The organism is Streptomyces sp. CA-251247 (assembly GCF_050952975.1).
Lineage (GTDB): Bacteria > Actinomycetota > Actinomycetes > Streptomycetales > Streptomycetaceae > Streptomyces > Streptomyces achmelvichensis.
In genome coordinates this window covers 1358190-1382615 of sequence record NZ_CP191861.1, presented here as the reverse complement: position 1 = coordinate 1382615, position 24426 = coordinate 1358190, and the positions used below count along the sequence as shown (strand labels likewise).

21 protein-coding genes and 1 riboswitch are annotated in these 24426 nt (G+C 71.5%); of the genes, 14 read left to right on the top strand and 7 right to left on the bottom strand.

Translation table 11 applies throughout. The annotated features are described in order from the left end of the window. Positions 1-15: 15 nt before the first annotated feature. From rpe to ACQPWZ_RS05965, 4 genes are all read left to right on the top strand, one after another. Complete coding sequence (rpe, locus tag ACQPWZ_RS05980; protein WP_340472063.1) at positions 16-702, top strand: ribulose-phosphate 3-epimerase; 687 nt, start codon at positions 16-18, stop codon at positions 700-702. 135 nt (positions 703-837) lie between these two features. After that, positions 838-1821: a sugar-binding transcriptional regulator gene (locus ACQPWZ_RS05975; protein ID WP_313949087.1), complete on the top strand. Its 984-nt coding sequence runs from the start codon at positions 838-840 to the stop codon at positions 1819-1821. Between the two features lie 149 nt (positions 1822-1970). Continuing rightward, positions 1971-3434 carry a GuaB1 family IMP dehydrogenase-related protein gene (locus ACQPWZ_RS05970; protein WP_433573773.1) on the top strand — a complete coding sequence of 488 codons (1464 nt, stop codon included), beginning with the start codon at positions 1971-1973 and terminating at the stop codon, positions 3432-3434. Between the two features lie 281 nt (positions 3435-3715). Further along, positions 3716-4588, top strand: a complete 873-nt coding sequence (locus ACQPWZ_RS05965) for an RNA polymerase sigma factor SigF (RefSeq protein ID WP_433570848.1) — start codon at positions 3716-3718, stop codon at positions 4586-4588. A 251-nt stretch (positions 4589-4839) separates the two neighbouring features. On the opposite strand, the gene ACQPWZ_RS05960 is transcribed toward ACQPWZ_RS05965, so the two are convergent. After that, positions 4840-5241 carry an ATP-binding protein gene (locus tag ACQPWZ_RS05960; protein WP_383235892.1) on the bottom strand — a complete coding sequence of 134 codons (402 nt, stop codon included), beginning with the start codon at positions 5239-5241 and terminating at the stop codon, positions 4840-4842. Between the two features lie 49 nt (positions 5242-5290). Continuing rightward, positions 5291-6295 (bottom strand): GDSL-type esterase/lipase family protein, encoded by a 1005-nt coding sequence (locus ACQPWZ_RS05955; protein ID WP_433570847.1) that lies wholly within the window; start codon positions 6293-6295, stop codon positions 5291-5293. Positions 6296-6599: 304 nt separating this feature from the next. Here ACQPWZ_RS05955 and ACQPWZ_RS05950 point away from each other — a divergent pair, with 304 nt between their 5' ends. The 5 genes from ACQPWZ_RS05950 to ACQPWZ_RS05930 all read left to right on the top strand — a co-directional run bounded on the left by ACQPWZ_RS05950 (position 6600) and on the right by ACQPWZ_RS05930 (position 12138). After that, on the top strand, positions 6600-9080 hold the full coding sequence (locus tag ACQPWZ_RS05950; protein ID WP_433573772.1) for a nitrate- and nitrite sensing domain-containing protein: 2481 nt from the start codon (positions 6600-6602) through the stop codon (positions 9078-9080). Next, on the top strand, positions 9073-9495 hold the full coding sequence (locus ACQPWZ_RS05945) for a roadblock/LC7 domain-containing protein (protein WP_340472059.1): 423 nt from the start codon (positions 9073-9075) through the stop codon (positions 9493-9495). Before ACQPWZ_RS05950 ends, ACQPWZ_RS05945 begins: the two co-directional genes overlap by 8 nt. 6 nt (positions 9496-9501) lie before the next feature. Continuing rightward, positions 9502-9870: a DUF742 domain-containing protein gene (locus ACQPWZ_RS05940; protein ID WP_340472058.1), complete on the top strand. Its 369-nt coding sequence runs from the start codon at positions 9502-9504 to the stop codon at positions 9868-9870. 335 nt (positions 9871-10205) lie between these two features. After that, complete coding sequence (locus tag ACQPWZ_RS05935; RefSeq protein WP_340472057.1) at positions 10206-11672, top strand: amino acid permease; 1467 nt, start codon at positions 10206-10208, stop codon at positions 11670-11672. Positions 11673-11682: 10 nt separating this feature from the next. After that, positions 11683-12138, top strand: a complete 456-nt coding sequence (locus ACQPWZ_RS05930; protein WP_313947500.1) for an Lrp/AsnC family transcriptional regulator — start codon at positions 11683-11685, stop codon at positions 12136-12138. Positions 12139-12157: 19 nt separating this feature from the next. Here the strand turns inward: ACQPWZ_RS05930 and ACQPWZ_RS05925 are convergent, their stop codons facing one another. Further along, positions 12158-12721, bottom strand: coding sequence for a Repetin (locus tag ACQPWZ_RS05925; RefSeq protein ID WP_433570846.1), 564 nt, complete (start codon positions 12719-12721; stop codon positions 12158-12160). A gap of 325 nt (positions 12722-13046) precedes the next feature. Between ACQPWZ_RS05925 and ACQPWZ_RS05920 the strand changes: the two genes are divergently transcribed. Together ACQPWZ_RS05920 and ACQPWZ_RS05915 are read left to right on the top strand one after the other, a co-directional pair. Continuing rightward, positions 13047-13874: a carbon-nitrogen hydrolase family protein gene (locus tag ACQPWZ_RS05920; RefSeq protein ID WP_340472055.1), complete on the top strand. Its 828-nt coding sequence runs from the start codon at positions 13047-13049 to the stop codon at positions 13872-13874. A gap of 82 nt (positions 13875-13956) precedes the next feature. Continuing rightward, on the top strand, positions 13957-15648 hold the full coding sequence (locus tag ACQPWZ_RS05915) for a flavin monoamine oxidase family protein (RefSeq protein WP_433570845.1): 1692 nt from the start codon (positions 13957-13959) through the stop codon (positions 15646-15648). A 24-nt stretch (positions 15649-15672) separates the two neighbouring features. Here ACQPWZ_RS05915 and ACQPWZ_RS05910 read toward each other — a convergent pair whose 3' ends face one another. Continuing rightward, positions 15673-16377, bottom strand: coding sequence for a DUF5995 family protein (locus tag ACQPWZ_RS05910; protein ID WP_433570844.1), 705 nt, complete (start codon positions 16375-16377; stop codon positions 15673-15675). Between the two features lie 79 nt (positions 16378-16456). Continuing rightward, entirely contained in the window at positions 16457-17854 is a 1398-nt protein-coding gene (locus ACQPWZ_RS05905) for a uracil-xanthine permease family protein (RefSeq protein ID WP_433570843.1), read from the bottom strand. Positions 17855-18025: 171 nt separating this feature from the next. Between ACQPWZ_RS05905 and ACQPWZ_RS05900 the strand changes: the two genes are divergently transcribed. Then, positions 18026-19309, top strand: coding sequence for an alginate lyase family protein (locus tag ACQPWZ_RS05900; RefSeq protein WP_433570842.1), 1284 nt, complete (start codon positions 18026-18028; stop codon positions 19307-19309). 74 nt (positions 19310-19383) lie between these two features. Here ACQPWZ_RS05900 and ACQPWZ_RS05895 read toward each other — a convergent pair whose 3' ends face one another. Beyond that, the gene (locus tag ACQPWZ_RS05895; protein ID WP_340472050.1) at positions 19384-20598 is read right to left on the bottom strand and encodes an MFS transporter; all 1215 of its coding nucleotides are present in this window, start codon (positions 20596-20598) and stop codon (positions 19384-19386) included. A 91-nt stretch (positions 20599-20689) separates the two neighbouring features. Here ACQPWZ_RS05895 and ACQPWZ_RS05890 point away from each other — a divergent pair, with 91 nt between their 5' ends. Next, entirely contained in the window at positions 20690-21859 is a 1170-nt protein-coding gene (locus ACQPWZ_RS05890; RefSeq protein WP_433570841.1) for an ROK family transcriptional regulator, read from the top strand. Positions 21860-22030: 171 nt separating this feature from the next. Here the strand turns inward: ACQPWZ_RS05890 and ACQPWZ_RS05885 are convergent, their stop codons facing one another. After that, on the bottom strand, positions 22031-22780 hold the full coding sequence (locus ACQPWZ_RS05885) for an SDR family oxidoreductase (RefSeq protein WP_433570840.1): 750 nt from the start codon (positions 22778-22780) through the stop codon (positions 22031-22033). 285 nt (positions 22781-23065) lie between these two features. Then, positions 23066-23196: riboswitch (FMN riboswitch) on the top strand. Between the two features lie 154 nt (positions 23197-23350). On the opposite strand from ACQPWZ_RS05885, the gene ribD reads away from it, so the two are divergent. Beyond that, on the top strand, positions 23351-24424 hold the full coding sequence (ribD, locus tag ACQPWZ_RS05880; RefSeq protein WP_433570839.1) for a bifunctional diaminohydroxyphosphoribosylaminopyrimidine deaminase/5-amino-6-(5-phosphoribosylamino)uracil reductase RibD: 1074 nt from the start codon (positions 23351-23353) through the stop codon (positions 24422-24424). The last annotated feature ends 2 nt before the right edge of the window (positions 24425-24426 follow it).

Sequence of the window (24426 nt, the reverse complement as noted above, 5' to 3'; positions counted from 1 at the left end):
TGGCAGGCTTGGCCCATGGCCGTACAGATCAACCCCAGTATCCTCTCCGCCGACTTCTCCCGCCTGGCGGAAGAGGCCAGGGCCGTCGAGGGCGCCGACTGGCTCCATGTCGACGTGATGGACAACCACTTCGTGCCCAACCTGACGCTGGGTGTGCCGATCGTGGAATCCCTCAGCCGGGCGACGGACACCCCGCTGGACTGCCATCTGATGATCGACGACCCTGATCGGTGGGCGCCCCAGTACGTCGAGGCAGGGGCCGGATCCGTCACCTTCCACGTGGAGGCCGCCGCCGCACCGGTCCGGCTGGCCCGCGAGATCCGCGCCAAGGGGGCCCGCGCCTCGATGGCGCTCAAGCCGGCCACCCCGATCGAGCCGTACGAGGATCTGCTTCCCGAGCTCGACATGCTGCTGATCATGACCGTGGAGCCCGGCTTCGGCGGTCAGGCCTTCCTCGACATCATGCTGCCCAAGATCCGCCGCACCCGTGAGCTGATCTCCAAGCACGGCCTCGCCCTGTGGCTCCAGGTGGACGGCGGAGTCTCGGACGCCACGATCGAGCGGTGCGCCGAGGCGGGCGCGGACGTCTTCGTCGCGGGCTCCGCGGTCTACGGCGCCGAGGACCCGGCCCAGGCGGTGCGCGCCCTGCGTGCCAAGGGGGAGCAGAGCATCGCCTCGGCGAGCTGGGCTTGCAACCACTGAGCCACAAGCAAGTGAACTCGGCCCTTCGGGGCTGATCGACAACCGCCGGATCTGACAGGATTGCAGATCTGGAGTGCGAACAGCAGTGAGGAGATCGCGGTGTCTGCAAGGTCGGCGGGACGGTCTGCCCTGCGGATGGGACCCGCGGAGCTGGTGCAGGCGGCGGCCATGGCCCGCCGCTTCTACCTCGAGGGCAAGTCCAAGATCCAGATCGCGGAGGAGTTCGGCGTCAGCCGCTTCAAGGTGGCGCGCGTTCTGGAGACCGCCCTGGAACGCGATCTCGTCAGGATCGAGATCCGCGTCCCGGCGGAGCTGGACGCCGAGCGCTCCGACGCCCTCCGTGCCCATTTCGGACTGCGTCACGCGGTCGTGGTCGAATCGCCGGCCGAGGCCGCGGACGAGTCGCCGGACCCGGAGAACCTGGGCGAGGTGGCCGCCGACCTGCTCGGCGAACTGGTGAACGAGGGTGATGTGCTGGGTCTGGCCTGGGGCCGGTCCACCATCCACATGGCGGCCGCGCTGGACCGGCTGCCGCCCTGCACCGTCGTCCAGCTCACGGGCGTCTACGACGCGGGTACCGCCGAGCGCGGCTCGGTGGAGGCGGTCAGACGCGCGGCCCAGGTCTCCGGCGGCGACGCCCACCCCATCTACGCGCCGATGCTGCTGCCCGACGCCGCCACCGCGGCCGCGCTGCGCAACCAGACCGGTATCGCCCGCGCCTTCGAGTACTTCGACAAGGTCACCGTCGCGGCCGTCTCCATCGGGTCCTGGGAGCCGGGCATCTCGACGGTGTACGACATGCTCAGCGACGAGGAGCGCGCCCGGTACGCCTCCTTCGGTGTGGCCGCCGAGATGTCGGCGCACCTCTTCGACCGGGACGGCCGACGCGTCGGCCGTGACCTGGGCGAACGCTGCATCACCGTCGAGGCCGACCGGCTGCGCCGCATCCCCGAGGTGGTGGCCATCGCGGGCGGCCAGCGCAAGGCGGAGGCCATTGCGGCCGTCCTGCGCTCCGGCCTCGTCACCAGCCTCGTGACGGACACGGCGGCCGCCGACCACCTGCTCTCGGTCCAGGCGGGGCCACGCCCGGCGCTGGAGCGTGCGGACCCCGACGACTGACGGGTGCGGGCCGGGCGGACGGCCTTGGACGATCGCACGAGCCCACCCGTGCTGACCTGGAGGAATCGTCCGGGCCGTGCATGCGGGTGGGCATGGGACAATGAAGTACGTGCGATTTCCCCGGCTGAGATGACCGGGGGCCAACTCCGATCGACTGGGATGATCAGCACGTGCGTTTCCTCAATGATCTGAAGCCGCCGTACGACCTGACGTACGACGACGTGTTCATGGTGCCGAGCCGCTCGGCCGTGGGCTCCCGTCTGGGTGTGGACCTCTCGTCCCCCGACGGAAGCGGTACCACCATCCCGCTGGTCGTCGCCAATATGACCGCCATCGCGGGCCGCCGGATGGCGGAGACGCTCGCCCGCCGCGGCGGGCTCGTCGTCATCCCCCAGGACATTCCGATCGAGGTCGTCACCGAGGTCATCGGCTGGGTCAAGACGCGTCACCACGTCCTGGACACCCCGATCGTGCTCGCCCCCACGCAGACCGTCGCCGACGCGCTGGCCCTGCTGCCCAAGCGTGCCCACGACGCCGGCGTGGTCGTCGACGCCGACCACCGGCCCGTCGGAGTCGTCACCGACGCCGACCTGACCGGCGTCGACCGCTTCACCCAGCTCTCCGAGGTCATGTCCAAGGACCTGCTGCTGATCGACGCGGACATCGACCCCCGCGACGCCTTCAACACGCTGGACGCGGCCAACAGGCGCTACGCCCCTGCGGTCGACCGGAACGGCCGTCTCGTCGGCATCCTCACCCGTAAGGGCGCCCTGCGCGCGACGCTCTACAGCCCTGCCGTGGATGCCCAGGGCAGGCTGCGCATCGCCGCGGCCGTCGGCATCAACGGCAATGTCGCGGGCAAGGCCAAGCAGCTTCTCGACGCGGGCGTCGACACCCTCGTGGTCGACACGGCGCACGGCCACCAGGAATCGATGATCGCCGCGATCAAGGCGGTCCGCGGACTGGACCCGCACGTGCCCATCGTGGCGGGCAACATCGTCGCCGCCGAGGGTGTGCGCGACCTCGTCGAGGCCGGCGCCGACATCATCAAGGTCGGCGTGGGCCCCGGTGCCATGTGCACCACCCGCATGATGACCGGCGTGGGCCGGCCGCAGTTCTCGGCGGTGCTGGAGTGCGCGGCCGAGGCGAAGAAGTACGGCAAGCACGTCTGGGCCGACGGCGGTGTCCGCCACCCCCGCGATGTCGCCATGGCGCTCGCCGCGGGCGCGTCCAACGTCATGATCGGCTCGTGGTTCGCCGGTACGTACGAGTCCCCGGGCGACCTCCAGCAGACCGCCGACGGACGGCTCTACAAGGAGTCCTTCGGCATGGCGTCCGCGCGGGCCGTCCGCAACCGTACGAGTGAGGAATCCGCGTACGACCGGGCCCGCAAGGCGCTGTTCGAGGAGGGCATCTCCACCTCGCGCATGTTCCTCGACCCGACCCGTCCCGGCGTCGAGGACCTCATCGACTCGATCATCGCGGGCGTCCGCTCGTCCTGCACGTACGCCGGCGCCAACTCCCTGGAGGAGTTCGCCGAGCGGGCGATCGTCGGTGTGCAGAGCGCCGCGGGGTACGCCGAGGGCAAGCCGCTGCACGCCAGTTGGAGCTGAGCACCGCAGGGCCTGACAGCGCCTGATCCGAGCGACAGGATCTCGGGCGACGAGCCCTCGCCCGCACGGCCGTTCGTGTCCGGTCCCGGCATCGTCCGGGGCCGGACGTCTGCGTCTGCGCTTGCATCCGTGCCATCTGCCATCTGCCATCTGGCTATCCGGGTCGGCTCCGACAGGCCGCTCCCACCAGCCTTTTCCACGAGTTCGAAATTCAGAGGCATGTGTGGGAGGACTCGGGGTAGACGGGCCGTTGCACTGACCACGGAGCAGGGGAGGACTTAGTGTCCACGGCGAGTACGGTTGCGACCGAACGCACAGAGCCGGGAACACGGTGCCCGAGCCGCGAGCTCGAGCTTCCGGAGGTGCGGGACCCCAGGGCGGTCGCTCCCAAGGACGCACGGGAGATCTCCAAGGTCTTCTTCGTGCGCCTGTCCTCGCTGGAGGAAGGCACCCCCGACTACCAGTACGTGCGGAACACCCTCATCGAGCTGAACCTCGCTCTGGTGAAGTACGCGGCCGGCCGCTTCCGGAACCGGGCCGAGCAGATGGAGGACATCGTCCAGGTCGGGACGATCGGCCTGATCAAGGCGATCGACCGGTTCGAGCTGAGCCGCGAGGTGGAGTTCGCGACCTTCGCCGTCCCGTACATCGTCGGTGAGATCAAGCGGTTCTTCCGTGACACCAGCTGGGCGGTCCATGTGCCGCGGCGGCTCCAGGAGTTGCGGATAGATCTGGCGAAGGCGGCCGACGAGCTCTCGCAGCGGCTCGACCGGGCGCCGAGCACGGCGGAGCTCGCCGCGCACCTCGAGCTCGACGAGGAAGAGGTCATCGAGGGCATCGTCGCGAGCAACGGCTACACCGCCGGCTCCATCGACACGCCCATCGACGACGCCTCCGATCACGCGTCGGCACCGCTGTCCGACCGGCTCGGCGCACCGGACACCGATCTGGAGATCGCCGAGAACGTGCAGGCGCTCAAGCCGCTCATCCAGGAACTCGACGACCGGGACAGGCTGATCCTCGCCATGCGCTTCGGCCAGGAGCTGACGCAGGCGGAGATCGGTGCGGAGCTCGGCGTCTCGCAGATGCATGTGTCCCGGCTGCTGAACCGCATCACCTCGCGACTTCGCGAGGGCCTGCTCGCGGGAGCGTGAACTCCCGCCCTCACACTTCCCCCCACGGGAAGATCCCCCCACGGGACAGGCGGCGCCCCACCTGACAGGGGGCGCCGCCTCCTGTGATTCCGGGAGAGCGCGCCGTTGATGCGTGGGAGGGCGCCGTGGTTCGTGCGCGCCGTGTGCTGTCGTTCCTGCGTACCGCGTGACGATGCCGCCGCGGTGTGGCGAAGGGGGCCCGCGGGCCGGCACCTGCGGGCGGGCAGCGCGCTCGGCCCTTCCGGCCGCCGTCAGCAGGCAGACGCCGCCGCGGGGATCTTCCTCACCCACGTGGCCTGGACCCGCTTGCCGCAGGGCAGGGGGCTGATCTCCACCTTTCCGGCGAGCTGGTGCACCATGTGCCAGCCGAATCCGCCGCTGCCGCTGAAGTCCGGCTCGCGGGACACCGGGATCGCGGGACTGGAGTCGTCGATCTCGACGACCAGCGTGTCCTGGGCCGCCGCCAGATGGAGCCGCCACCAGCCGGCCGTGTGCTGCACCGCGTTGCTGACCAGCTCGGACACGACGAGCAGTACGGCGTCCAGGTCGGCCCACGGGCAGTGGCGCGCCAGGAAGTCCGCGGTCGCCCTGCGGGCCCGGGCGCTGTCGCTGGGGAGCGGGGGGTCGGCCACCACCCGCGGTTCAGTGTTCATCGCAGCTCGCGTACCCCGTCCCGGAGCATGTATTTGCGTCTGCACCTCATCAGTTCGGCCGCGCGGAGGGGAGGGCCTCGGCCACCGCGGCTGCCAGCACGGCATGTCCCTCGTCGTCGGGATGCACCCCGTCGGCCAGTTGCTCAGCCGCGAGCAGGTCGAGACCGGGAAGCAGGGCGAGCCAGTCGTCCGCGTCCTGGCCGTCACTGCCCTCCCTGCGGTCCGTGACGGCCTGTTCCATCGCCGTCCGCAGATCCGCGAGCGTGGCACCCAGCCGGTTCGGGGTGTTCTCCGCACCGGGGCGCAGGACGGGGGAGACCACCAGGAGGGGCGTGCGGGGGTGGCCCTGTCGTACGAGGGTGAGGAAGGTGCGGACCGTCTCGTACATCAGCGGCGCCGAACAGGGAGTGCTGGACCAGCAGTTGGTGCCGAAGGCGAGAGTGATGGCATCGGCGTCCAGCGACGCCAGCTGTTCCGCGAGGGCCGGCTCGCCGTGTGCGCACCCCGCGTATCCCAGGTTGACGGTGTCCAGGCCCAGCCGCCGACCGGCCGTGGCGGGCCAGGAATGGGCGGGACGGGTGGACCACCAGCCCTCGGTGATGGAGTCGCCGTGCACGAGCCAGCGGGGCTGCCGTGGGGCGGGCGCGATCGAGCCGCCGACCGCGCGCAGCCCGAGGATCTCGGGTGCCACGGACTCGGGCGGATGCACGGTGAAGGGCGCGGCGGAGCTGCCCGGCAGCGCCAGGGTGACCACCGACTCGGCGGCGGGCTCGGTGATCGTCTCCGAGACGCAGCGGCCGTCCTGCCACAGCGCGAAGCAGTGCGGGAGATCCCGCAGCGCGTCGCTCTCGCCCGGCGGTGAGGCGCGATAGCGGATCTCGACCGCGGCGGCGTCATCGGCCGTGAACTCCAGGCGCACGCCGATGGGCAGGGTGGCCCGCTCCCAGGCGTCCCAGGGCAGCCGGCGCGCGTCCGCAGGATCCGCACGCACCGGCCGTCCTCGGTCCAGCCAGGCCACTCCGCGCAGGAACGGATGAGGATCGAGCCAGGTCACCGGGGCCTCCAGGGGTCGGGTTGCGGGTCGCGGAGCGGTGCTTGCGCACCGCGCAACGGACTGACGGGGAGTCAGAAAATACCGTGCCTACTGAACGGTCGGTTACCCCCAGGAACGTTGCGTTGCGCATGCTGCGTCGCGTAACTTGACTGCCCCCTACTCGGGGGTAATCACCGCTGTTCAGTAGCTCTCTTGCCCAGGGGAGACCATGCGCCGGCGACTTCGCCGCCCCACGATCCGGGGACGGATCGTGACATTGACGGTCATACCCGTCATTGCTCTGATGTCCTTGTGGACCTTTGCCATGGTCTCCGTGACCGGTGATCTCCGAGCGCTCATACGGCTCCAGAGCGTGTACGAGAGCTTCGGTACGCCGGTCGACACCGCCGTGGGACAGATCCAGATCGAACGACGGCTCTCCGCCGCGTACTTGGGGGCGGGGCCGCAGGACGGCGCTGCCGCCGTCGCCGGTCTGACCCAGCAGCAGCGCTCCACAGACCGGGCCGTGCGCGCGATGCGCGAGGCGATCGGCGACCGGGAGCGGCGCGAGGACCTCTCCGCACGCCAGCGGGAGTCCCTGGACGCGATGACGGACGCGGCCGACGGTCTGGAGGCGCTGCGCGAGAAGGTCGTGGGCCGGACCATCTCCTGGGACCGCGCGATCGAGGAGTACACGACGATGGTGGAGCCCACCTTCGACGTGCAGTCCACGCTCACCGCGCTTCAGGCCGGCCAACTCGCCCGCGAGGCGCAGGTCGTCGTCGAACTCGTGCGGGTGCGGGAGTTCGTCTCCCGGCAGGACGCACTGGTGGCGGGCGCGCACGCCGCCGGGCGGCTGAGCGACGCGCAGTACGACACCCTCACCGCCACGATCGAGGACCGCCGGGTCTTCCACCGCACGTATGTGCCCGACCTCCCGGCCGACTCCCGGCAGCTCTTCGCCGGCTTCGAGCGCAGCGATGTCTACCGGGCCCTGGCCGCCCAGGAGGACACACTGCTGCGGGCCGGTCCCGCGGGTGCCGGCGAGGCGATGGCCGGCGACTCCTGGCGCGACACGACGGACCGCGCGGTCCAGCGGTACATGCTGCTGTGCACCGATGCGGCGATCAACGCGTCCGACCGGGGCCGCGCCTTCGCCTACCACGAGATGATCAAGGCGGCGGTCGTCGGTGTGGCGGGACTGGCCGCGGTCGGTCTGTCGATCTGGTTCTCGGTGGCCAGCGGCCGCCGCATCTCGCGCCGGCTGGAGGAACTGCGCGACGCCGCGGGCCTGTTGGCCACCCGCCAGCTGCCCGACGTGATGGAGCGGCTCGCCGCGGGCGAGGAGGTCGACGCGGCAGCCGCCGCTCCGCCCCTCGACTTCGGCGACCCGAAGCGCGGCCCGGACGAGATCGACGAGATCGACCAGGTGGGCCAGGCTCTCAACGCCGCGCGGCTGGCCGCCGTCGAGGCCGCCGTCAAGCAGTCCACGCTGCGCCGGGGCATCTTCGCCGTCCTGCTCAACATCGCCCGCCGCAACCAGGCGCTCGTGCACCGTCAGTCCAAGCTCGTCGACACCCTGGAGCGCCGCACCAGCGACCCCGACACACTCGACGACCTGTTCCGCATCGACCATCTGACCACCCGGATGCGCCGGCACGCGGAGGGCCTGATCATCCTCTCCGGCGCCGCCCCCGGCCGTCGATGGCGCCGGCCGGTGCCGGTCGTCGACATCGTGTCCGCGGCCGTCGGCGAGATCGAGGACTACGCGCGCGTCGTCGTACCGCCCATGCCCGCGGTCGGCATCACGGCCGACGCCGTGGCGGACGTGGTGCACCTCGTCGCCGAACTCGTCGAGAACGCCGCCGTGTACTCCCCGCCGCACACCCAGGTCACCATGCGCACCGGACGCGTCGGCAACGGCTTCGCGCTGGAGATCGACGACCGCGGACTCGGCATGGACCAGGCCGCGCTGGAGGAGGCCCAGCGGACGCTGGCCCGGCCCGGCGACTTCGATCCGGCGCAGGACGACCGCCTCGGGCTGTATGTCGTCGGCCGCCTGGCCGAACGGCACGGCATCGGTGTCACCCTCACCCGCTCCCCGTACGGCGGCACCACGGCCGTGGTCTTCCTGCCCACCGCGGTCCTCGCCGCCGTCGAGCAGCCGGGTAAGGCCGCCGCGGAGCGGGAGAGCGTGCCGCCGCCCCGGCCTCGGGCCGTACGGGCCGAGGCCTTGCGGCGCACGCTCGAACCCGTGCCCCTCATGCACGACCGTGCCACGGGTGACCCGGAACCCGCGCCGGAGAGGACGACGGCGACAACGGAGTCCGGAGCAAGGCCGGTGGCGGTATCGGACGGGACCGGCCCTGCCGCCGAGAAGGCGGCACCTGCGGCGGACGGGACTGTCACGGGCGCCGAGAAGGCGGCACCTGCGACGGACGGGACCGGCCCTGCCGCCGAGATGAACGTACCTGCGACGGAGGGGAACACCCCGTCCGGCGCCAGGCCGGCAACCGTACCGGACCCGACCGCCGGGCCGAGCGAGTCGGCGGCCCCCGCGGCCCCGCTGCAAGGGCTGCCCACCCGCGTGCGCCAGGCCTCCCTCGCGCCCCCGCTGCGTGACGCGCCGCGGTCCGCCGCCGGGGGCCCCGACCGCGAGGTGTCCGCCGAGGAGATGCGCTCGATCTTCGGATCCTTCCAGCGGGGGCTGGACCGCGGCCGTCGCGACGACAGCGTCGGTCCCGAGTCGCCGAGCACCGCACCGCAAGCCCGCACGACCGATGAAGGGACCGACGACGATGGCTGACGAAGGCACCGGAGAAAGTACCGGCCTGGGCTGGCTCCTCGACGACCTGGTGGCCAGGACCGGTCATGTGCAGCAGGCGGTGCTCCTCACGGCGGACGGGCTGGTCGGCAGCGCGTCCCGGGGCATGGTCAGGCGGGACATCGAGCATCTGTCCGCCGTCTGCGCGGGCTTCCACAGCCTGGCGAAGGAGGCGGGCGACCGGTTCGCGGCGGGCAGCGTACGGCAGACGATGGTGATGCTCGACAACGCCTTCCTCTTCATCACCCCGGCCGGTGACGGCAGCCGGCTGGCCGTCCTCTCCGACATCGAGACGGACGTCGGTCAGCTCGCCCACGAAATGGCACTGCTGGTCCGGCGCGTGGGACGGCACATGGCCGTGCCCACGCGCTCGGGCCCCGAGGACACCGGCACCTGAGTCCTCGTGAGCGACCACTGGTACGAGGACGAGTCCGGTCCCCTGGTACGGCCCTACACCGTCACCCGAGGGCGGACCCGGCCCGCGTCCGAGCAGAACATCGACCTGATGTCCCAGGTCACGGCCCTGGACCCGGACGGCGTCGACCTGCCGCTCGACCACGCCCGCAGCGCGCTGCTGGAGCTGGTGCGGCGCGAGCCCCGGCCGGTCGCCGAGATCGCCGCCGACGCCGATCTGCCGCTGACCGTCGTCCGTGTGCTGCTCGCCGACCTCGCCGAGGCCGGTCTCGTCAGGATCTCCGAGCCGGTGACGCCCCGGAACCTGCACGACCCGGTGCTGCTGCGTGAGATCGCCACCAGGCTGCGGGAGTTGTGACGCCTGCGTTCACCGCAGGACGACGTCCGCGTTCACCACGGCGTGCGGCGCGTTTCACCGGACCAGCGCTCCTGCGTTCACCGCGGCGGCGAGGCCCGCGGTCGGCGGAGCGCAATGTTTCCCCATACTCTCCGTCATCGCGCAATGATCGTCCGCCGATGCGCAACGACAGTGCATTTCCGGTTCCGAGCGCGGACTCATAGGCTCATCCCCCGTACCAGGAGTGGCGGTGACCGTCTGCTCGGCGGTCTCCCCCTCATGCGGACCCCTCCGTCATGTCCGTGGATCGTCGCAGGTCACCTGCCGCGATCCGCAGCGATGAAGGAGCACCCGCAGTGCTGGACCACGGCGCAGCCCCACCCTCGACCGAGCCACCGCAGGGCGGGCGCCCCGGCGCCGGCGCCCGGCTGATGCGGCGCAAGCCCGTCGAGCGCCTGGTTGCCGAGAGTGGCCAGGGTGAGGGCGGCTCGCTGCGCCGGTCGCTGTCCATGTGGCAGCTGACCATGATCAGCATCGGCGCCACATTGGGCACGGGCATCTTCGTCGTCCTCGGCGAAGCCGTCCCCGAGGCGGGCCCCGCCGTCACGGTCTCGTTCGTGATAGCAGGCCTCACCGCACTGTTCTCGGCGCTCTCCTACGCCGAACTCGCCGGCACGATCCCCGTCTCCGGTTCCTCCTACTCGTACACCTACGCCACGCTCGGCGAACTCGTCGCCTGGGTCTGCGGCTGGTGTCTGATCCTCGAGTACGGGGTGTCGGTCGCCGCGGTGGCCGTCGGCTGGGGCGAGTACCTCAACGAACTGCTCGACGGCACGATCGGCGTGACCATCCCGGACGTGCTCTCCGCACCGCCGGGCGACGGCGGCCTGTTCAATCTGCCCGCCCTCATCGTCGTGCTCCTGGCGATGGTCTTCCTGCTCGGCGGCGCCCGCGAGAGTGCCCGCGCCAACACGGTCATGGTCGTCGTGAAGATCGCCGCCCTGGTGCTCTTCTGCGCCGTCGGCGTCCAGGGCTTCCGGGCCGGCAACTACGAGAACTTCATGCCGCTGGGCATGGCGGGCGTCAGCGCCGCCGGTGCCTCGCTGTTCTTCTCCTACATCGGCTTCGACGCCGCCTCGACGGCCGGCGAGGAGGCGAAGAACCCGCAGCGCGACCTGCCGCGCGCGATCATGCTCTCGCTGCTCATTGTCACGGCCCTGTACGTGCTGGTCGCGGCCGTCGCCGTGGGCGCCCGGCCGTGGAAGGGTTTCGGCGAGTCGGAGGCCGCGCTCGCCGGCATCATGCGCGATGTGACGGGCCAGACGTTCTGGGCCGTCCTGCTCGCCGCCGGCGCCGTGATCGCCATTGCGAGCGTCGTCCTCACGGTGCTCTACGGACAGACCCGCATCCTGTTCGCGATGTCCCGCGACGGCCTTGTCCCCAAGGTCTTCTCCAAGGTGGACCGCAAGAGCGGCGTGCCTCGCGCCAACACCGTGATCGTCTCGGTGTTCTGCGGGGTGCTGGCGGCCGCCGTCCCGCTGGGCCAGCTCGCCGACGCGACCAGCATCGGCACGCTCTTCGCGTTCGCCCTGGTCAATGTGGCGGTCGTGGTGCTGCGCCGGACGCGCCCGGACATGGACCGCACGTTCCGGGTGCCGCTCTCGCCGCTCTTCCCGGTGGCGGGCTTCGCCTTCTGCGTCTGGATGATGTTCAGCCTCCCGGCCGTCACCTGGGCGGTCTTCGGAGTCTGGATGGCGGTCGGCCTCGTGTTCTACTTCGGTTACGGCATGCGCCGCTCCCGACTGGCCACCGCAGAGAAGTGACCCATTCGTAGTGCGACTCAACGATCTCGACGAACGCATCGTCCACGCCCTGGCGGAGGACGCCCGCCGCTCCTACGCCGACATCGGCGCGATGGTGGGCCTGTCCGCTCCCGCCGTGAAGCGGCGTGTGGACCGGCTGCGCGACGTGGGGGCCATCACCGGCTTCACCGTACGGGTGGACCCGGCGGCCCTCGGCTGGGAGACCGAAGGGTTCATCGAGATCTACTGCAGCCGCAACACCTCGCCCGAGGCCATCGAGCGCGGGCTGAAGCGGTACCCGGAGATCGCGTCCGCCTCCACCGTCACGGGGGACGCGGACGCGATCGTGCAGGTCTTCGCGGCCGACATGCGCCACTTCGAGCGGGTGCTGGAACGGATCGCGGGCGAGCCCTTCGTGGAGCGCACCAAGTCCGTTCTGGTGCTCTCGCCGCTGCTGCGGCGCTACTCGTCGGGCTCACCCGCCTGACACGCCGGGCCCCGACGCGTCAGAGCTTGGGGTTCCAGGGCACCACCCGGAAGTCGCCCGAGCCCCCGGTCACCTTCTCGAAGGGCGCGGAGCCCACGCATCTGGGCAGGTCCTTCGTCTCGACCGGGCTGCCCTGGGCGGCCCAGCTGTAGCCGAGCCGGTCCCCCCGACCGACGTCGTGGACGGTGATGCCGACCCGGGTGCCCTTGGCCCCCTCCAGGTCGGTGTCGGTGATGACACCGCTGACCACGGCCACCTTTCCGCCGGTGACCAGGCAGTCGACCCTGGCCTTCGCCCAGGCGCCCTTGCCGTTCAGATAGTGGCTCCAGCTGAAGGTGCCGGTGGCCTTGAGCGGGTCATCGGTGTTCTTCGCCGCCAGATGCGCGTCGAAGGTGAAGGTGATGTCGTCGCCGAGCGAGCGGTACAGCTTCGCGGAGCCGGTGAGGGCGGCGGCCTCCCGCTGCCCGCCGCCCCGCGAGCCGGGGTCGCCCGACGCCACGGCGGACCCGGTGGCCCCGGCGGTGATCAGCACGGCCGCGCCGATCGCGGCGACCTTCGTACGACGGTGGACAGGAGCCTTCATGGCGGTCCTTTCGGCAGATGAAGGGGACGACGACCACTCTTCCGGCGGCCCTCCAGACGCACATCGCGCCCGAGGCGGTGCCCGGCTCCGCCGTCCGGGCGGGGGAGTGCGGCGCGCCGTACGACCGCAGCCGTAGACCGCATCAGCGGCTGGTCTCACCCCACCTCCGGATGTCGCAGGTCACAGGGCGCAACGAATCGCCGCTCCCGGGACCGTCGGCGCAATGGATCGCTCATCAGCGCGCAACGGTCGCGCCTTGTCCCGGCCGGTGCCCGGCCCGTACCGTTTTGACGTCTCCTCCACCGCACTCCGTCCGAGGTCAGCCATGCCGCCGCTGCGCACCGCACTGCTCCAGAGTTCCGGCCGACCGGGCTCGGTCGCCGAGAATCTGAAGGCGCTCGACGAGGCCGCCGCGCGCGCCGCTGACGCCGGCGCCCGTCTGCTGGTGTGCCCGGAGCTGTTCCTGACCGGATACGCGATCGGGGACGAGCTGCCCGTGCTGGCGGAGCCCTCCGACGGCCCCGGTGCCACGGCCGTCGCCGAGATCGCCGTCCGCCACGGCATCGCGGTCGTGTACGGGTACCCCGAGCGCGACGGCGCCGCGTCCGGCGACCGGGCCGACGGCCCGGGCCGGATCTTCAACTCCGCCCAGTTGATCGGCCCCGACGGCAGCCGCCTGGCGAACTACCGCAAGACCCACCTCTTCGGCTGCTTCGAGCAGCAGTGGTTCACCCCCGGCGACCTGCCCGTCGTCCAGGCCGAGCTCGACGGCATCACGATCGGCATGCTGATCTGCTACGACGTGGAGTTCCCGGAGAACGTCCGCGCGCACGCCCTCGCCGGCACCGACCTCCTGCTGGTGCCCACCGCGCAGATGCACCCCTTCCAGTTCGTCGCCGAGTCGCTCGTACCGGTGCGGGCCTTCGAGAGCCAGATGTACATCGCCTACGTCAACAGGACGGGCCCCGAGGGGGAGTTCGAGTTCGTCGGGCTCAGCTGCCTCGCCGGCCCTGACGGCGCCGCCCGGGCCCGCGCGGGCCGGGGCGAGGAACTCGTGGTCGGCGACGTGGATCCCGCCTTCCTGAGCGCGTCGCGCGAGGCCAACCCGTATCTCCAGGACCGCCGCCCGGGCCTGTACACCTCACTGAACTGAGCCGCGGCGCTCCCCACGCCACGACGATCCGGGCCCGCCCGGCCTTCCCCGCCCCACCTTTTGTGCAAGGAGTCCGTACCCCATGACGTCCACGGTGCCCACCGCTGTCCAGCACACCGACGCTCAGCCGCCGATCACCATGTTCGGTCCGGACTTCCCGTACGCGTACGACGACTTCCTCGGCCACCCCGCGGGCCTCGGCCAGATACCCGCGACCGAGCACGGCACCGAGGTCGCCGTCATCGGCGGCGGGCTCTCCGGCATCGTCGCCGCCTACGAGCTCATGAAGATGGGCCTGAAGCCCGTCGTCTACGAGGCGGACCGGATCGGCGGCCGGCTGCGCACCGTCGGCTTCGACGGCTGCGACCCGGAGCTCACCGCAGAGATGGGCGCCATGCGTTTCCCGCCGTCCTCGACGGCCCTCCAGCACTACATCGACCTGGTCGGACTGGTCACCGAGCCGTTCCCGAACCCGCTGTCCGAGGCGACCCCCTCGACCGTGGTCGACCTCAAGGGCGAGTCCCACTACGCCGAGACCATCGACGACCTGCCGCAGGTCTACCGCGATGTGGCCGCCGCGTGGAACGCCTGCCTGGAGGAGGGCGCCGACTTCACCGACATGAACCGCGCCATGCGGGAGCGCGATGTCCCCCGTATCCGGGAGATCTGGGCGAAGCTCGTCGAGAAGCTCGACAACCAGACCTTCTACGGGTTCCTGTGCGACTCGGAGGCCTTCAAGTCCTTCCGGCACCGCGAGATCTTCGGCCAGGTCGGATTCGGCACCGGCGGCTGGGACACCGACTTCCCCAACTCCATCCTGGAGATCCTCCGCGTCGTCTACACCGAGGCGGACGACCACCACCGCGGGATCGTCGGCGGTTCGCAGCAGCTGCCGGTGCGCCTGTGGGAGCGCGAGCCGCAGAAGATCGTGCACTGGCCGCTGGGCACCTCGCTCGCCTCGCTGCACGACGGCGAGCCCCGGCCGGCCGTGACCCGGCTCAACCGCACGGCGGGCAACCGCATCACGGTCACCGACGCCTCCGGCGACATCCGCACCTTCCAGGCGGCGATCTTCACCGCTCAGTCCTGGCTGCTGCTCTCCAAGATCGACTGCGACGACTCGCTCTTCCCCATCGACCACTGGACGGCGATGGAGCGCACCCACTACATGGAGTCGTCCAAGCTCTTCGTCCCCGTCGACCGGCCGTTCTGGCTCGACAAGGACGAGACGACCGGCCGCGACACGATGTCGATGACGCTCACCGACCGGATGACGCGCGGCACGTATCTGCTGGACAACGGCCCCGACAAGCCGGCCGTCATCTGCCTCTCCTACACCTGGTGCGACGACAGCCTGAAGTGGCTGCCGCTGTCGGCGAACGAGCGCATGGAGGTCATGCTCAAGTCGCTCGGCGAGATCTACCCGAACGTCGACATCCGCAGCCACGTCATCGGCAACCCCGTCACCGTGTCCTGGGAGAACGAGCCGTACTTCATGGGCGCGTTCAAGGCGAACCTGCCCGGCCACTACCGCTACCAGCGCCGGCTGTTCACCCACTTCATGCAGGACTCGCTGCCCGCCGACAAGCGCGGCATCTTCCTCGCCGGTGACGACATCTCGTGGACCGCGGGCTGGGCGGAGGGTGCCGTGCAGACCGCGCTGAACGCGGTGTGGGGTGTGATGGCGCACCTCGGCGGCGCGACCGACGCGACCAACCCGGGCCCCGGCGACGTGTTCGACGAGATCGCTCCCGTCGAGCTGCCGGAGGACTGACCTCCCGGGGCCCCGGCCCCTCGGTCAGGACCAGGGCGTCAGCAGGCAGCGCCCGACCAGGCCGACGCCCGTGTCGAGTCGTTCGGTGAACTCGTCGGCCAGCTCCGGCAGGGTCCGCACACCCCACAGCAGCCGGGCCGCGGACCAGGCGCCGTCGCGCGCCCGGTCCAGGCTCCACGCGCCCAGCAGATGGGTGAGCGGATCCGCGATCTCCAGCAGATCGGGGCCCGGCATCAGGTCCTCCCTGATGCGCTCCTCCAGAAGCGTGAGGATGTCGCCGACCCGGTCGAACTCGCCCTCCAGATCGGCCGGTTCGCAGTCCAGCACCCGGCAGGTGTCGACCACGGCGAGCGCCAGGTCGTGCCCGATGTGCGCGTTGATCCCGGCGAGGGCGAACTGCACCGGGTGGATGCCGGGGTGGCGCCGGTACTGGAACAGCGGACGCCAGCACGCCGGCGGTCTCTCGCCCGCGGCCGCCGCGTCCACGGCCGTCAGATAGCGCCGGGCGAAGAGCACGTCCAGCGTGGCGGCGGCCCGCCGGTCGGGGAAGTCGCCCGCCGCGATGCGCCGGTCGATCTCCTCGGTGACCGCCAGATAGACGCGATTGAAGACCGCGACCCCGTCCGTCGCGGGCCAGATCGAGCGGAACGAAACCATCCGCTCCACCACCGAGTCGACCGGGGACGGGCGGCAGCCGGCCGGCGGTGCGAGCAGTTCCCTCTGCGCCATACCGGAAGCGTCCCAGCCGCCGGCCCACGGGCGCGGTGACCGGCCGGGACTTCCCCGAAACGAGGGAATACGCGGGTGGCTACGGCCGCTCGTCCGGGTGCTTGTCGGCCTCGTCGTACGTGGAGGTGCCCGAGTCCAGCAGGGGCTCCTGCTGCTTGAGATGGGCGGGGGCGAAGGCCCGCAGCAGGTGGTAGCCGGCGATGACCACGATGGTGCCGAGGGCGATGCCGCTGAGCTCGAAGGTGTCGGTGATCTTCAGGCTGACACCGCCGACGCCGATGATGATGCCCGCCGCCGCCGGTACGAGGTTCAGCGGATTGCGCATGTCCACCTTGGCGTTGATCCAGATCTGGGCGCCGAGCAGACCGATCATGCCGTAGAGGATCACGGTGATCCCGCCGAGGACGCCGCCGGGGATGGCGGCCACCACCGCGCCGAACTTCGGGCAGAGCCCGAACAGCAGGGCGAAGCAGGCCGCGGCCCAGTAGGCGGCGGTCGAGTAGACGCGGGTGGCCGCCATGACGCCGATGTTCTCGGAGTACGTCGTGTTCGGCGGGCCGCCGACGGCCGTCGACAGCATGGAGGCCGCGCCGTCCGCCGCGATCGCGGTGCCGAGCTTGTCGTCGAGCGGCTCACGGATCATCTCGCCGACGGCCTTGACGTGTCCGGCGTTCTCGGCGATCAGCGCGATGACGACCGGCAGGGCGACCAGGATCGCCGACCACTCGAAGCTCGGTGCGTGGAAGGACGGGAGGCCGACCCAGTCGGCCTTGCCCACGCCCGACAGGTCGAGCCGCCAGTGGTCGACGGCTTCGGCGCCGCCGGCGGGGGAGTGGATCCTGCCGAAGACCCGGTCGAGGACGAAGGACAGCACATAGCCGAAGACGAGCCCCAGGAAGATGGCGATCCGGGAGAAGAAGCCGCGCAGACACACCACGGCCAGCGCGGTGAACAGCATCGTCAGCAGGGCCGTCCACTGGTCCTGCGGCCAGTACGTCGTGGCGGTCACCGGCGCCAGGTTGAAGCCGATGAGCATGACGACAGCACCGGTCACGATCGGCGGCATCACGGTGTGGATGATGTGCGCCCCGAAGCGCTGCACCGCGAGGCCCGCGAGGAAGAGGGCCGCGCCGACGACGAAGACCGCACCGGTCACGGTGGCGCTGTCGCCGCCCGAGGCCCGGATGATGGCGGCCACGCCCACGAAGGAGAGCGAACAGCCCAGGTAGCTGGGCACCTTCCCGCGGGTCGCCAGCAGGAAGATCGCCGTCGCGATGCCGGACATCATGATCGCGAGGTTGGGGTCGAGCCCCATCAGGATCGGGGACACGAAGGACGCCCCGAACATCGCCACCACATGCTGGGCGCCGAGCCCCGCGGTGCGCGGCCAGGAGAGCCGCTCGTCGGGGCGTACGACGGCGCCCGGAGCGGGAGTCCGCCCGTCGCCGTGCAGGGTCCAGCGCACGCCGAGGTTCACGGGCCGCTCCACTTCAACAGTCGTTCGATGATCGGCGCAATCGTAGTGGCCGATCAGTGCCGCAGTCCCATCCGTGAATCGTGCGCGCGGCATTGTCACCCGTACCTGGTGGCCCTACGCTCGCACGGTCCCGTTCATGAATCTCGTTCACATATCTGATGGGAGCGCTTGATGACCGGAAGACCCCGACGCCGCTGGGCAGTTGTGCTCACCGCCCTCGCCGGCTGCGTCGCCGTCCTCGTACCGACCGCGTCCTCCCAGGCCGCCGCCACCGGCTCCCACCAGGTGCCGAAAACGGCGGTCATCGACGGCAAGCGGCTGGAGGAAGCCAGGAAGCGGCTGGAGCGCGGTGATCCGGCCCTCCGTCAGGCTGCCAGGGATCTGACCGTCCGCGCGGACGGCTGGCTCGGGCAGGGGCCCTGGACCGTGGTGGACAAGCCCAAGCCCGCCCCGAGCGGCGACGTCCACGACTATCTGAGCCAGGCGCCCTACTGGTGGCCCTCGCAGCCCAAGACCCCCGAGAATCCGTGGGGTTGCCCCTATGTCCAGCGGGACGGCGAACGCAATCCCGAGGTCGACACCGGCACCGACCGCCCCGACATCGGCAAGGTCGTCAACTCCACCACCACGCTCAGCCTCGCCTGGTACTACACCGGCAAGAAGAAGTACGCCGAGCACGCCTCGAAGATCCTGCGCACCTGGTTCGTGGACCCGGCCACCCGGATGAACCCCCACCTGAACCACGGGCAGTTCATCCCCTGCAAGTACGACGGCCGGGCGATCGGCATCATCGACTTCTCGCAGATGTACACCAGCGTGCTGGATGCCATCGCGATCCTCGACACCGGAGCTCCCGGCTGGTCCGGGAAGGACCGCTCCGGCATGCGCGCCTGGAACACCGCGTTCCTGGACTGGCTGGTGAACAGCCCGTTCGGCAAGGAGGAGGCGGCGGCCAAGAACAACCACGGCACCTTCCACGACATGCAGGTCGCCGCTCTCGCCGTCGCGACCGGGGACAAGGCGCTCGCCCGCCGGACCGTCCTCGAAGCGCGCGCCAAGCGCATCGACCCGCAGATAGCCGCCGACGGGAGCCAGCCGCAGGAGCTCGCCCGCACCCGCAGCTGGCACTACTCGACCTTCGACCTGGTCGCGTACACGCGCCTCGCGGACATCGGCGACAAGGTCGGCGTCGATCTGTGGGCGTACCGAGGACCGCAGGGGCAGAGCCTGTTCAAGGCCGTCGACTATCTGCTGCCCGCGGCGACCGGCGCGGCCCCGTGGCCGCATCCGGAGCTCGAGTTCTACCGGTACGCGGCGACCGACGTCGTGCACGCGGCGGCCGACGCGGGTGACCGCAGGGCCAAGGCGGCCGTCCCCCGTCTCCAGGCACCTCCCGGCGGAGATCTCTGGGCGCTGCGGCCCGCTGCGGAACAGCTCGACTCGATCGCCGGCTGACCGAGGCCGGGAAGCGGAAAGCCCCGGGCGTGCGCGGAGTCCGCCGGGTGCCATGAACGGCTCAGGGCCGGGCCTCAGGTCCGGGGCTCGGATACGGCCCGGTCCTGAGTCCCCGCCTTGGCCTGCTCCCGCCCGGCCGACCGCAGTACGCCGGCCCCCAGGGTCAGCCCGAACGCCAGGGCCGTCACCAGACAGAAGGAGACCACCAGGCTGGTGGCGTCGGCGACCGCGCCGATCGCCGAGGGCGCGATCAGGCCCGAGGTGTAGGTGATGGTCGCGACGCCCGCGATGGCCTGGCTGGGGTTGGGGCCGCTGCGTCCGGCCGCCGCGAAGGCGAGCGGGACGACGACGGCGACACCCAGTCCGATGAATCCGAAGCCGGTCATCGTCAGCGCCGGATGCGGTGCGAGGACGACCGTCAGTCCGCCCGCCGTCGCGAGGACTCCGCCCCAGCGCACCGTACGCACGGGGCCGAAACGGTCCACGATCCGGTCGCCCGCGAGCCGGGCGACCGCCATCGTCAGGGCGAAGGCCGTGGTCGACGCGGCCGCGAGTCCCGGCGATGTGTCCATCACGTCCCGCAGATAGACCGCCGACCAGTCCAGGCTCGCACCTTCCGCGAAGACCGCGCAGAAGCCGATCGCCCCGATCACGACGGCCGACTTGGGCGGCAGGGCGAAGCGCGGCGGCGGCTCCTCGTCCGGCGCGCTGCGCAGATCCAGTACGCCCTGGCAGGCGATCAGTCCGAGCACGGTCAGGGTCAGCGCCGCCAGGGTGTGGTGCAGGCGGGCGTCGCTGCCCAGATGGGCCGCGAGGGTGCCGCCGGCCGATCCGATCAGGGCGCCCGCGCTCCACATGCCGTGCAGTCCGGACATGATCGAGCGGTCGAGCCGGTTCTCGATCTCCACGCCGAGGGCGTTCATCGCCACGTCGGACATGCCCGCCGTCGCGCCGAACACGAACAGCGCCGCGCACAGACCGAGCAGATTGGGCGCCAGGGCCGGGAGCGTCAGGGCGAGGGTCCACAGGGCGAGCAGTCCGCGCAGCGCGTTGCGCGCGCCGAAGCGGTGGCTGACCGCGCCGGCGAGGGGCATCGCGACGGACGCGCCGAGGGCGGGGAAGGCGAGAGCCAGTCCCAGCTGTCCCGCGCTGACCGCGGCATGGTCCTGGATCCAGGGGATCCGGGTGGCGAAGCTGCCGGTGACCGCGCCGTGCACACAGAAGACCGCGGCGACGGCGAACCGTGCCCGCCGCAACTGCCGCTGTCCGTAGGCCGCTTCCTCCGCCATGACTCTGCTCCTCCCCGCGGTTGGTTCGCGTAAACTATCAGGAACCCTGCCTGATAAATAGTGGCCGGGTCAGATCTGGAAGGATCCAGGCATGCCCGCATCCCCGAGTACCGCCCGGGCCATCAACGACCGGGTCGCGCTTCAACTGCTCCAGCGCGAGGGCCCGTTGACGGCAGGGCAGCTCAAGGCCATGACCGGCCTGTCCCGGCCCACCGTCGCCGACCTGGTGGAACGGCTCCAGGGCTCCGGCCTGATCCAGGTCGTCGGAGAGTCGGGGGAGCAGCGGCGCGGGCCGAATGCCCGGGTGTACGGGATCGTCGCCGACCGCGCGCACCTCGCCGCACTCGACGTCCGTACCCAGGGGGTGACCCTCGTCGTCGCCGATCTGCTGGGTGTCACCCTCGCCGAGGCGTCGCTGCCCATCGGGGACGACACCGGCACCGAGCCCGCCGTCGAGCGGGCGGTCGCCCTCCTGGAACGGACGGTGCGCGAGGCGGGCGCGGCCCGGCTGCACAGCGTCGGCATCGGGGCGCCCGGCCTCATCGACCCGCTGAGCGGCGAACTGCGCGACACCTCCGGGCTGCCCGCCTGGCACCGCCGCCTGGTCGCCGCGCTCCAGGAGCGGCTGCCGGCCCGGGTCGTGGTGGAGAACGAGACCAATCTCGCCGCGCTCGCCGAACAACGGGCCGGCGCCGCGCGCGACCGCGACACCTTCGTCTATCTGTGGCTCGGCCACGGCGTCGGCGCCGCGCTCTTCCTGGACGGCAGGCTCCGCCGCGGAGCGTCGGGCGGCGCGGGCGAGATCGGCTTCCTGCCGGTGCCGGGCACGGCCGGGCTGCCGTCGGCGAACGACTGCGACGGCGGCTTCCACTCGCTGGCGGGCTCCGCCGCGATCTGTGAACTCGCCGAGAAGTACGGCATCCAGGCAGCTCCGGCGCCCGGTCCCGCGGCGGCTGCGCTGGTTGCCGCCGCGGTCGCCTCGGGCCACGCCGACTTCCTCGACGCACTGGCCCACCGCCTCTCGCTCGGTGCGGCCGCGGTCGCCTCGGTCCTCGATCCGGGCTGCGTCGTCCTGGGCGGCGAGGTCGGCCACGCCGGCGGTGAGGAGCTCGCCGTCCGGGTCGAAGCCAGGCTGGCGGCACTGACCCCGCTCCCGACCCAGGTCCGCGCGGGTGATCTGGGCGGCGACGCGGTGCTGCACGGTGCGCTGCTGACGGCCCGGGAGGCGGCCCAGGACGAGCTGTTCGCGCCGGGGGCATGAGGCGCGCAGGTGCGGGGCGCTCGGGCCCGGCTCCTCGGTGCGGGGCGCTCGGCGTGCGGGGCGCCGGCCCGGCGGTACCGGGACGCTCAGCGCGAAGGTGCTCAGCGTGCGGGGCGCTCGGCGCGTGGGGCCTTCCGCCTGAGAGCCGCGCGCCCGGCAGTACCGGGGCCCTCAGTCCTTCCGTCGCGCCAGGAACTCCTCGAACGTGACCCGCCCCACCGCCCGTTCCGGTGTCAGATGGCCGCCCGCGCGGAAGCCCGCGTACGCCTTGCCCGCGAGCCGCACCGGCACGATCCGGCGGCGGCGCCCGGTCGCCCGGAGGTAACCGCGCGCCAGATCGGCGAGCGGCCGGATCTGCGGGCCGCCCATGTCGGCGACCCGACCCGCGGGCGGTCCGAGGGCCAACTCGGCCAGCCGGTCGGCCACTTCGCCCGCGTCGACCGGCTGGACGCGCACACCCGACGGCAGCGGCAGCACGGGAAGCCTGGACGCGCCGGACAGCAGGCTCAGCACCAGCTCGTGGAACTGGGTCGTCCGCAGTACCGTCCACCCCGGGCCGCCGGACGCGTCCGACTGCTCGATCAGCCGCTCGGTCTCGCGCTTCACCCGGTAGTAGCCGAGTGGCACCCGGTCCACGCCGACGATGGAGATGTGGACCAGATGTCCGACGCCGGCCCGCCGGGCGGCCTCGACCAGCAGGGCCGCCGATCGGTCGTCGCCCCCGCGCGGGCTCGTCGCGCAGTGGACGATCGCGTCGACTCCCTCGACGGCCGCGTCCAGGCCCGTACCGTCGCGCAGATCCACGGCGTACGGGTGCGCATGGCGGCTGAGGACGCGGACTTCGTGCCCGTCGCGGCGCAGACGTGCGCTCACCAGAGTGCCCAGTGTTCCCGTGCCGCCCGTCACCAGGATCGAGGTCATGGCGCCCACCCTGCCAGGTCCGGCAGAAGCCCGACGGCGGCAAGGGCCGGGACTCCGCCGCCGGGCAGTCCACACCCCGCGCGCATGCCGAGGTGCGCCAGAGACTAAAAGGACTAGACCAGTCCGTCAATAGGTCTGAACCAATCGTGGGCCGAGGGGTGTTCGCCTCGCAGCCGGCCGTGCGCTCGCCCTCTTGCGCGGCATGCCTAGACTTGTGAGTCAGCACACATCTGTTCACTCGCATGGCCCACGCCCAGGCGTGGCAGAATTGCCCTGTATCAGCAGCAGCGCACTCCGGGGTCGGTGTAATTCCGAACCGGCGGTTACAGTCCGCGACCCGTCCGCATCCAGCGGCCGGTTGACCAGGTGAAATTCCTGGACCGACGGTTAAAGTCCGGATGGGAGGCAGTGCGCGGCGGGCGGCCCTACGCGGCATGCCGGCCGTAGTGGCTGGTCGTCTTCAGGACGACCGGCGTGCTCGGCCCAGGCGCAGCCGTACGGCGACGTCCCGCTTCTCTGTCGTTCGTCGACAGGCCCCGGAGTCCGTGCCCGAAGAGGCAGGAGGACCCGGTGGCCACCGCAGCCGACAGCACCGCCATGGGCCGAGCGATCATGCTCGCCGCCCGCGGACTCGGCTCCACCAGCCCCAACCCGGTCGTCGGGTGTGTCATCACCGATGCCTCCGGCCGGATCGTCGGCGAGGGCTACCACCAGCGCGCCGGCGGCCCGCACGCCGAAGTCCACGCCCTGCGCGACGCGGGCGAGGGGGCCCGTGGCGGCACCGCGTACGTCACCCTCGAACCCTGCAACCACACCGGTCGCACCGGCCCCTGTTCGCAGGCACTCGTCGACGCCGGGATCGGCCGTGTCGTGTACGCCGTCGCCGACCCCAACCCGCAGGCCACCGGCGGCGGTGAGACTCTGCGCGCCGCCGGAATCCCGGCGGAGGCCGGCCTGCTGGCCGAGGAGGCCGCGGCGGGCAACACCGCCTGGCTCACCGCCATGCGCCGCGGCCGCCCCTTCGTCCGGTGGAAGTACGCCGCCACCCTGGACGGCCGTATCGCCGCCGCCGACCGCACCAGCCGCTGGATCACCTCGCCCGAGGCCCGCGCCGACGTCCACCGGCTGCGCGCCGAGGCCGACGCGGTCGTGGTCGGCTCCGGCACAGCCCGCGCTGACGACCCGCACCTCGCGGTCCGCGGGATCGAGGGCGCCACCCAGCCCCTGCGGGTCGTTCTCGACACCGAGGCCACCGTGGTGAAGCCCGGCGCCCGGGTCCTCGACGACGCCGCGCCCACCCTGGTCGCGATCGCCGACGACGCGACCACCGATCTCCCCGATGTCGTACGGCTGCCGAGGGCCGGGCGCGGGCTGTCCGTGCCGGCCCTGCTGGCGGCCCTCCACGAACGCGGCGTCCGCTCCGTACTGCTCGAAGGCGGGCCCACCCTCGCCGGCGCCTTCGTCGCCGAAGGAGCGGTCGACGAGGTCGTCGGCTATCTCGCCCCCGTCCTCCTCGGTGCGGGCCCCGCGGCCCTCGCCGATGCCGGAATCTCCACTCTCCCCGAGGCGTTGCGCCTCGACGTGACGGAGGCCGTCCGTATCGGCCCCGATCTGCGTATCACTGCCACACCGAAGGAGCGCTGAGC